This window comes from Megasphaera sp. DISK 18, assembly GCF_001682955.1.
In the GTDB taxonomy this organism is placed as follows: Bacteria; Bacillota; Negativicutes; order Veillonellales; family Megasphaeraceae; genus Megasphaera; species Megasphaera massiliensis.
In genome coordinates, this window is record NZ_LUGJ01000030.1 from 20,716 (window position 1) to 29,482 (window position 8,767).

The 8,767-nt window shown below is 51.6% G+C and carries 9 protein-coding genes; 3 read left to right on the forward strand and 6 right to left on the reverse strand.

Features of this window, described 5'->3' with window-relative positions; translation table 11 throughout:
- Positions 1-29: 29 nt before the first annotated feature.
- The 6 genes from A0U42_RS06850 to A0U42_RS06875 form a co-directional block, all read right to left on the reverse strand.
- On the reverse strand, positions 30-803 hold the full coding sequence (locus A0U42_RS06850) for an amino acid ABC transporter ATP-binding protein (RefSeq protein ID WP_218055532.1): 774 nt from the start codon (positions 801-803) through the stop codon (positions 30-32).
- Between the two features lie 7 nt (positions 804-810).
- Positions 811-1,515: an amino acid ABC transporter permease gene (locus tag A0U42_RS06855; RefSeq protein WP_065360391.1), complete on the reverse strand. Its 705-nt coding sequence runs from the start codon at positions 1,513-1,515 to the stop codon at positions 811-813.
- A complete protein-coding gene (locus A0U42_RS06860; protein WP_044502881.1) occupies positions 1,516-2,247 on the reverse strand; it encodes an amino acid ABC transporter permease in 732 nt (243 codons plus the stop codon).
- Positions 2,248-2,267: 20 nt separating this feature from the next.
- Positions 2,268-3,140: a transporter substrate-binding domain-containing protein gene (locus A0U42_RS06865; protein ID WP_226870323.1), complete on the reverse strand. Its 873-nt coding sequence runs from the start codon at positions 3,138-3,140 to the stop codon at positions 2,268-2,270.
- Between the two features lie 20 nt (positions 3,141-3,160).
- The gene (locus A0U42_RS06870) at positions 3,161-4,156 is read right to left on the reverse strand and encodes a uroporphyrinogen decarboxylase family protein (protein WP_218055533.1); all 996 of its coding nucleotides are present in this window, start codon (positions 4,154-4,156) and stop codon (positions 3,161-3,163) included.
- 365 nt (positions 4,157-4,521) lie between these two features.
- Complete coding sequence (locus A0U42_RS06875) at positions 4,522-5,292, reverse strand: SDR family NAD(P)-dependent oxidoreductase (protein WP_065360393.1); 771 nt, start codon at positions 5,290-5,292, stop codon at positions 4,522-4,524.
- A 199-nt stretch (positions 5,293-5,491) separates the two neighbouring features.
- Here A0U42_RS06875 and A0U42_RS06880 point away from each other — a divergent pair, with 199 nt between their 5' ends.
- The 3 genes from A0U42_RS06880 (at position 5,492) to A0U42_RS06890 (ending at position 8,749) form a co-directional block, all read left to right on the forward strand.
- Positions 5,492-6,841, forward strand: coding sequence for an MFS transporter (locus A0U42_RS06880; protein ID WP_065360394.1), 1,350 nt, complete (start codon positions 5,492-5,494; stop codon positions 6,839-6,841).
- A gap of 12 nt (positions 6,842-6,853) precedes the next feature.
- A complete protein-coding gene (locus A0U42_RS06885) occupies positions 6,854-7,282 on the forward strand; it encodes a hypothetical protein (protein WP_044502885.1) in 429 nt (142 codons plus the stop codon).
- A gap of 66 nt (positions 7,283-7,348) precedes the next feature.
- Positions 7,349-8,749 (forward strand): FAD-binding oxidoreductase, encoded by a 1,401-nt coding sequence (locus A0U42_RS06890; RefSeq protein ID WP_044502886.1) that lies wholly within the window; start codon positions 7,349-7,351, stop codon positions 8,747-8,749.
- The last annotated feature ends 18 nt before the right edge of the window (positions 8,750-8,767 follow it).

Genomic DNA, 8,767 nt, shown 5'->3' on the forward strand with positions numbered 1-8,767 from the left:
TTCTCTTTTTATATTCTATTACGATTCTTTTATTCCTCTTCGTCAGGACCGTCAAAGGCGGTACAGAAGATGCGGTGCAGGAATCGTTTCGTCCGTTCTTCTTTCGGATGCTTGAAGATATCTTCTGATGAACCTTCTTCGACGATGACGCCGCCATCCATAAAGATGACATGGGTAGCTACGTCAGAAGCAAATTTCATTTCATGGGTGACGACGATCATCGTCGTCCCGGCTTTAGCCAAATCGCGCATGACCTTCAGCACGTCGCCGACCAGTTCCGGGTCGAGGGCCGACGTCGGTTCGTCAAACAAAATGACGTCCGGATTGACGGCAATGGCCCGGGCAATACCGACACGCTGCTGCTGGCCGCCGGATAACTGAGCCGGATAGTAATCGGCCCGGTCGATCATGCCGACGCGCTGCAAGGCGTCCCGCGCCGTCTGTTCGGCTTCGGATTTGGCAATGCCGCGGCCCGTCGTCAGGCCGAGCATGACGTTTTCCAAAACGGTCTTGTTGGCAAACAGATTATATCCCTGGAACACAAAGGCCGTCTTCTTGCGGACAGCGGCAATCTCCTTATCGGAAGGCTTGCTTAAATCGATGTTCATATCGGCAAATTCCATCTGCCCCTCGTCAGCCCGTTCGAGGAAGTTAAGACACCGCAGGAAGGTCGTCTTCCCGGAACCGCTCGGCCCCAGGATGACGACGACATCTCCTTTATTGATTTCCATATTGAGGTCTTTTAAGACCTCTACGCCGCCAAACTTCTTACGGACGTTTTTAATAGACATTAACATAGGCATACTCTCCTTACACGGCACGGAAGGCACCGATTCGTTTTTCAGCTATGCGGTAAACGAGCTGGACAATCGTGCAGACGATGATGTAAACGACGAAGACATCCAAATAGGCTTCAATATAGTTATAGCCGTAGGAGGCGGCAATTTTCCCGATAGCCAGTACGTCTTTGACCGTCATCAGGAATGCCAGCGACGTGCCCTTGATCAAATTCACCGTAATATTGCTGACCGCCGGCAGGGCGACGACCATGGCCTGGGGAATGATGATCTGGCGATAGGTCTGCCATTCCGTCAGACCTATGGATACGCCGGCTTCCATCTGTCCCTTATCGATACTCATCAAGGCCGAGCGGAATACTTCGGCTAACAGGGCGATGGTATTGAGAGAAAAGACGATGACGGCATACCAGAAAGGATTGACGCTTTCAAAAATATTAAAGGACGAGCCCATGGACTTCAATGCGAAGTTAAGGAAGCTCGGCAAGAGACTGTACATCAATAAAATCTGTAGTACCAACGGCGTCCCGCGAACAAAGGAGATGTAAAATCTCGTAATCCCCGTCCCCAGTTTATGTCCTCTCAGGCGAATGACGGCCATATAAAAGGAAATGGGCAGGGCGATGAGCAGTGACAGGGCCGTCAGCCCTAAGGTAACGCCGATACCGTCCCAGATCTTATAAAACGTTTCAATCATAAAACCATAATCGAGTTCCATTTACGGCTCACCTCCTCCCGCCCGGGCATGCCCCATATGGACGCCCTTGTCGAGGACGCCCTCCAAGAGGGCAAAGCCCTTTTCAATGATCAGGGTCATGATCCAGTAAATGATCATACAGGCCAGATAAATTTCAATACTATAGGCTCCAAAATTTTGAGCGATGATTAAATTTCCCTTACCGATCAGGTCGATGAGGCCGATCGTATAGGCCAAGGCCCCTTCTTTCAGCAAGTTAATCGTCGAATTACCGAAATTAGGCAGGGCAATAAGGGCCGCCTGGGGCAGCATGACCTGATAAAAGGTCTGGAACGGCGTCATGCCGATGCTGACTCCGGCTTCATACTGTCCTTTGGGCACAGCTTGATAAGCCGCCCGAAAGACTTCCGAAATATAGGCTCCGAACAAAAGGGTAAAAGTAATGATTGCAAACAGAGCCCGATTGGTATCATTAATATCATAATCCGTCATCGATTCTATCAGCTTGGGCAGTCCATAAAAGACAATGAACAGCAGCACGATAGGAGGGGTACACTTCAAGATGTAAGTGTACCCGTGCGCCAGCCAGCGCAAAACCCGGATGCGTCCGAGTTTTGCCCAAGTCAGGCCCATCCCTAAGAGGGAACCTAATACAATGCTTGAAACGGCTACCAGCAGCGTTACCGACAGATACGACAATAAATCCGGCATAACCGAGAAGATAACAGACGGATTAAACACACGTGTATCCATCAAAACGTCCTCCTTCGCCTTTACTGCGTAATATAGTTAGACAGGCTTTCGCCAAAGTATTTCTGTTCCAGTTCGGCAATCTTGCCTTCCTTGCGCAGTTCATCGATAGCCTGGTCGACTTCGTCAGCCAATTTCTGTTCTTTCTTATTGAACAAGGGGTAGGTCGGAATGCCTTTATAGCGGATGTAGGTCAGGCTGTCGTTGAATTTGTGGTACGGCGCATCGTCTTTGACGATGTTGTTCTTGTAGCTCAGTTCAACTTCGAGGTAGCCGTCATAACGGCCTTCCATGACCCAGCTGTAAGCGTCGGCAATCTGAAAGGCTTCCGACGACTGAAGCTTGATCTGTTTGTCAGGATGTTCCTTATTATAGGTATCGATGACCATGTAGCGGGCATCCTGAGGTGCAATGGGAACGAGTTTGCCGCTGTACTGGGCAAAGGAATCCATGTCATGGATCTTGTCAGCGTCGGCTTTACGGATGACTAAGCCGATGACGCTGGCACCGATGTAGTTTTTCGGGAAGATGTATTTCTTTTCCCGAGCTTCCGTTTTCCAGATTCCCTTCGTACCGATTGTGTATTTACCCGATTCGACACCGATGAGCAAATCATCGTCCGAGGTCGGTGTAAACTTCCAGGTATACTGGGGCAGCTTCTTGGCTACTTCCTGCATGACGGCAACTTCAAAGCCGTCGGGCTCGCCCTTATCATTGACGAAATCATAAGGCACATAGTAGTTGGTAAAGGCTACGTTGACGACCTTTTTCTGGCCGTCTCCGCCGCCGGCGGCAGAATCACTCTGTTTACCGCAGCCGGCAAGGACTGCTGCTACGACACCGACTAATGCTGCCGTCAATACGGCTTTCCCTAACTTCTTCATGGTAAACTTCATTTTCATCTTCCTCTCTCTGCCTATCGGGCAGCTTCACGAACCCACTCAAAATGCTTCCAATCGATATCACGCGGAACGGTGCAGTCAGCGCCGAGAAGGACGCCCTGTCGACCGGCTTCTGCTAAAATCCGCTTCGTTTCGGCTTGAATTTCGTCTTTCGAGCCCTTATACAACAATTCAGAATCTAAGTTTCCAAAACCGCCTAAAGCCGGGCGATCGTTGAGGATTTTCCGGCCTTCCGGAATGGGGACGCCTTCTACGACAACGGCCCAGTTTACGGTTTTTACATCGTAATCTTTATATAAGGAAAGGTCATTGCGGTGACCGGCATAACCGCAGATATGGAGAATATTGTAGTCACTGACGCTGTTGGCAGCGGCTAAGATTTCTTTTTCTCCCGGTTCCAAGACTTCTTTGTACAGCTCCGGCGAAATGCCCAGTAAATTCTGAAGGCTGAAGTAAATGCCGGTGACACCGCCTTCAGTAATCAGCCGTTTGGCAAGTTTCGCCAAATCATGGGAAATGACATCCAATCCTTGACGTACGGCCTTTGGGTCTTCCTTGACGGCATTGGCCAGGAAGGCTTCACTGGCATCGAGGTCGGCCTGCATGAATTTGACCGTCGTTCCGGCACAGAATACGTTGAAGAACATGGCCAATTCATCGCCATAACGAGCTGTAAGGCGTTTCGCATAGTCGATCTGCTGGGTAAACCACTTATCGTCATCGGCTAAGGGTTTAATCTTTTTAAAATCAGCCGCCGTCTTAAGGTTCATAGCCGTTTCATTTTCATAAGGGAAAAAGCCGTCGGTCATGATTTTAACGAAGTCCGGTTTGGCTTCATCGATGTAGCGGGTCTGGCCGGCGAAGACCTTTTCCGTCAATTCCGGATGTTCGAAAGCATTGGCATGGATTTCATCGTCTAAGAAATGAAACCAAAAACCGGAAGGGACGCGTTCAACCGGTTTGCCGTCCATGGCTGCTAAAACTAAGTCTTTTTTGCTTTGTGTCATCATAACTCCCCCTGTATACAATATCGAATAATCAGAAAATCATACAAAAAAAGCCGCCCATCTCTACAACAGAGACGGCGGACCGCGGTTCCACTCTGAATTGCAGCCTAGTGCTGCCACTCGAAACCGGTAACGTCGGTAATACGGGATGACATACTCAGTTCCTTCATCCTGCTCCCAAATGCATTCCACCATATTCCAAGGCCGAACGGGCTTTCAGCCAGTGACCCGTCTTCTCTGTTGTCTCATCCTATGTGTACTTGTTTTGGTCATTGCATTTCTCAATGTCTACAACAATAGTACACATTAAAACATCTCTTGTCAAGTATAGTTTCAAAAAAGTTTTTTTATATTTCGTAAAAAATAGATCAATCACCGTAGGAATACCCAGGATTCAAAGTCACGTTGCGGCCGCCCGAGACCTCGATGACGGCGGCATTCATATAGGCCGCCTGCTGACTGGCCAGAAAGACAATGGGACCGGCAATTTCCTCGGGACTGGCAGGCCGGCGCAGGAGACATTCTTTGACCTGCTTTTGAAGTTCATCGGCATCGATGGTTTCAGCAACGAGAGGCGTCAGGGTGAAGCCCGGCATGATTGCCAGAACGCGAATTCCCCTGGCGGCCACTTCCCCGGCCAGGGTATTGGTATAGTTTACGACGGCGGCCTTCATGGCCCCGTAGAGCGTCGCCCGTCCGGAAGTCGCGCACCGGGCGGCCAGGGACGATACGTTGATGATGACGCCTCCCTGCTTCTCTAAAAAGGGAATGGCCGCTTGACTGCCCATGACGACGGACTTAAAGTTGACCGCGTAGTGAGCGTCGATTTCGGAAGGCGTATACCAGTCGCCTTGACGGGCAATGGAGGCTCCGACATTATTGACCCAGACATCGATATGACCGAAATGAGCATAGACCTGATGGGCAAAGGAAGAAACATCAGCTTCATCAGTCATATCGGCCTGACAGGCAAAGACAGCCTCTCCCAGTGTTTTTACGGCTTCGTCGAGAAGTTCCTGCCGCCGGCCGCAGACAGCCACCGATGCTCCTTCCTGTAAAAAGGCCTTGGCCGTTGCCAGACCGATGCCGGCCGTACCGCCGGTGACGACGACAACCTTGCCTCGAAGTCCTAAATCCATAGTAAATCCCTCCTTTTTCAACAATTTTTCTTTTACTATACCATAAATCTCCAAGTTCTACATCTCTTATCACGAGAAAAACTTATTTTTCAAAAGGACAAAACGGTTTTATACATTGCGTTTTTTTAATAAAGAATTCACCCTGCCCGCATATACTGGTATAATGTATTTATGACAGTGACATTAGTGAGGTGCAGCGATGACGACGGAAAAGCGTATTTTATATTCAATTTGCCTGATAAGCTTTGTCGGCCCTTTTCTGTCTACATCGATCAACATCGCCATTCCGGTGATGGCCGACCAATTCAGCACGACACCGGACCGCATGAGCTGGGTCGTCACCTTGTTTCTGATGACGACGGCGGCCTTTCTGCTTCCTTTAGGAAAGGTATCAGACGTCCACGGCAGGCGAAGAACGTACTCTGCCGCCTTGATAGTCCTGGCCTTGTCATCCATCGGGGCTGCCTTGGCCCCGACGCTTCCCATCCTTATCGGACTGCGGGCCCTTCAGGGCATCGCCTTGGCCGGCATCTATGTATCCTACATGCCCCTGCTCTTAGCCACGACCGACGAATCCCGTCAGGGCCACATCATCGGTCAATCCGTCGCTTTGACGTATCTCGGGCTCTCTTTGGGACCTGTCATCGGCGGCGCCTTGACGGAGTTCATCGGCTGGCGCTGTATCTTTCTCTTGGCAGCCATACTGGTTCTCCTTTCATACCTCTTCATCCGTCCTGTCCAAAAAGAATGGTATGAAAACGGAGCGCCCTTCGTCAATGCCGTCAGCTCGGTCCTGTCGGTCAGCGCCATTCTCTGCACCTTATACGGCCTGTCATCTTTTTCAGACAATAGTGTTTTCTTTTACGCAGGACTCGTCCTTTCAATCATCTTCGTCGTCCACGAAGGCCGGTCTTTTCACCCGCTCCTGCCGCTCTACTTATTTCGCAGCCTGACCTTTTCCATGTCCAACCTGGCTGCCCTCATCCAGTACAGCGCGACCTATGCCGTGTCTTTTCTCTTGTCCCTCTACCTGCAGGTCGTCCTCGGCCTCACGCCGGCGATTTCCGGGGCCGTCTTGTTGATTCAGCCCCTGGTCATGGCTATTTTTTCGCCGCGGGCCGGCGATTTATCCGATAAGTACGGACCGCGAGGCATCGCCTCCCTCGGCCTGTTCCTGACCGCACCGGGACTATTGGCCTTCGCCGTCTTCACCGATATCTCCGTCGGTAAGGCAGGCCTGATTTTGGCCCTCATCGGCCTGGGCGCAGCCTTGTTCGGAGCGCCAAACAACAGTGCCATCATGGGCTCGGTCAAAAAGATGCATCACGGCATCGCCTCGAGCGTCCTAGCCTTGTCCCGCAACTTGGGACAAGCCTTCAGCATGGCCGCTGTCACCTTCATCATGACGACCGAAACGGAGCAGGCTGCCGTCTACAAGGACGGCGTCCTCAGCGCCTTTCACGTCTCTTTCATCTTGTTGTCTGCCCTTTGCTTTTGCGCCGCAGCCGCCTCATTGGCTCGCGGCAGTTCCATTTCCAAACATCATTAGGAGGTATTTCTTATGAAAAAACAAGTTATCGCAGCTGTCACCATTGCATCCCTGCTCGGTTTTGCCGGCGGCACCGCCGTCCAGGCTTTCAATTTAGGCTCTATCTTAAAGGTAGGCGGCATCACCGTTTTGGTATCGAAATACGGCGACTCCATCAACGATTTTCTCAATAAACTGCTCATGAAGAACGGCGTCGGCACAGATTACGCGACGAAAGTCGTTCCCATCGTCAGTGTCGGCACGGGCAAATACATCGGTGCCGTCCAAGTCGTCGGACCGACGGCTCAGGTCGATAAAGTAAAGGCCGTCGCCCAACTCGAAGCTTCCTTTAACGGCATTGCCCGTGCCAACGCCCTGATCCCGATCGAATCGACGGACGTCAGCAATCTGAGCCGCGTCCAGGGCGTCGGCGTATCGGCAACGATCGACTTTAAATTCTAAAAACCTTCCCTAAGGACGGATGGCGTGGTAGAATAAGACAACACAAATTAAAGGAGGTTCCCTTTTGTGAAAAACTTTCAACCTATTACGCCCGAAATCATTGAAAAGTTAAAGGCCATCACCGGCCCGACATACGTTAAGACCGACCGCGACCTGCTCTTGCAGTACCAGACGGATTACGAAACGAACCCGGCCATGTTCCACGTGCCGGACGCCGCAGTCCTGCCGGCCAATGCCCAAGAAATCTCGGCCATCGTCAAATTGGCCAATGAGTATGACTTTCCCATTACTGTCCGCAGCGGCGGCACGAGTCTTGCCGACGGAGCCATTCCCGTCTGCGGCGGCCTGGTCCTTTGTATGGACCGACTCAATAAAATCATCGAACTGAACGAAGACGGCATGTACATGACTGTCGAAGCCGGCGTCCGCACGATCGACCTTCAAAACGAAGCCAAAAAAGTCGGCCTCATGTATGCCGGTGACCCGTCGAGCGCCGAAAGCAGCCTCATCGGCGGCAATCTGGCAACCAATGCCGGCGGCCTTCGCGCCGTCCGCTACGGCGTCACCCGCGACCAGGTCTACTGCCTGGAAGTCGTCACCCCGACAGGAGACATCGTCGAATGCGGCCGCATCCTCAAAAAGAGTTCGACCGGCTACGACTTGGAACAGCTCATCATCGGCAGTGAAGGAACGCTGGGCATCATCACCAAGGTGACGGTAAAGCTCATCCCCCTGCCGCCGTACCGCTTCGACGTCCTGGCCGTCTACACCGACCCGCGCAAGGCCCTGCACATGGTCCCCAAGCTGATGAAGGCCGGTATCGATCCGACCAGTGTCGAATACATGGACAACTCGTACGTCCGCGGCTGTGCCGATTACTGCCATTACAAGGACATGCCCCATTACGACGACGGCATTTACGTCATCATCACCGTCGAAACCTTCCAGGAAGACGAATTGGACACCAAAATGGACAAGGTCTGCACAATCTGTGAAGAATCGGGAGCTGTAAACGTCCTTGAAGCTGACGACCGCATTTGGAATATGCGCCGCAACTGCCAGACCTCGGTAGAACTCCAGAGCAAGGTATTCCTGACCGACGACGTCGTCGTACCGGTTCATAAGATTGCCGGAACGATTGAAAAAATCATGGACATCGGTCAAAATTATCCCTTTGAAGTTAAAATCAATGCTCACATCGGCGACGGCAACCTGCACATCGTCCTCTGCAAGATGGATATGAGCGACGAAGAGTGGGACAAAAACGTCGAAGAATTCCATCAACAAGTATATGCCTATGCCTACAGCGTCGGCGGCCGCCTGGCCGGCGAACACGGTATCGGCGCCAAAAAGCTGAAATACATGGAACAGTTCACGCCCAAAGGCGAACTGACCATCATGAAGACCATCAAACGGGCCCTCGACCCGAAGGGTATCTTAAATCCGGGAAAAGTCATCGACGCATAAAAAACTAAGGCCTTATGA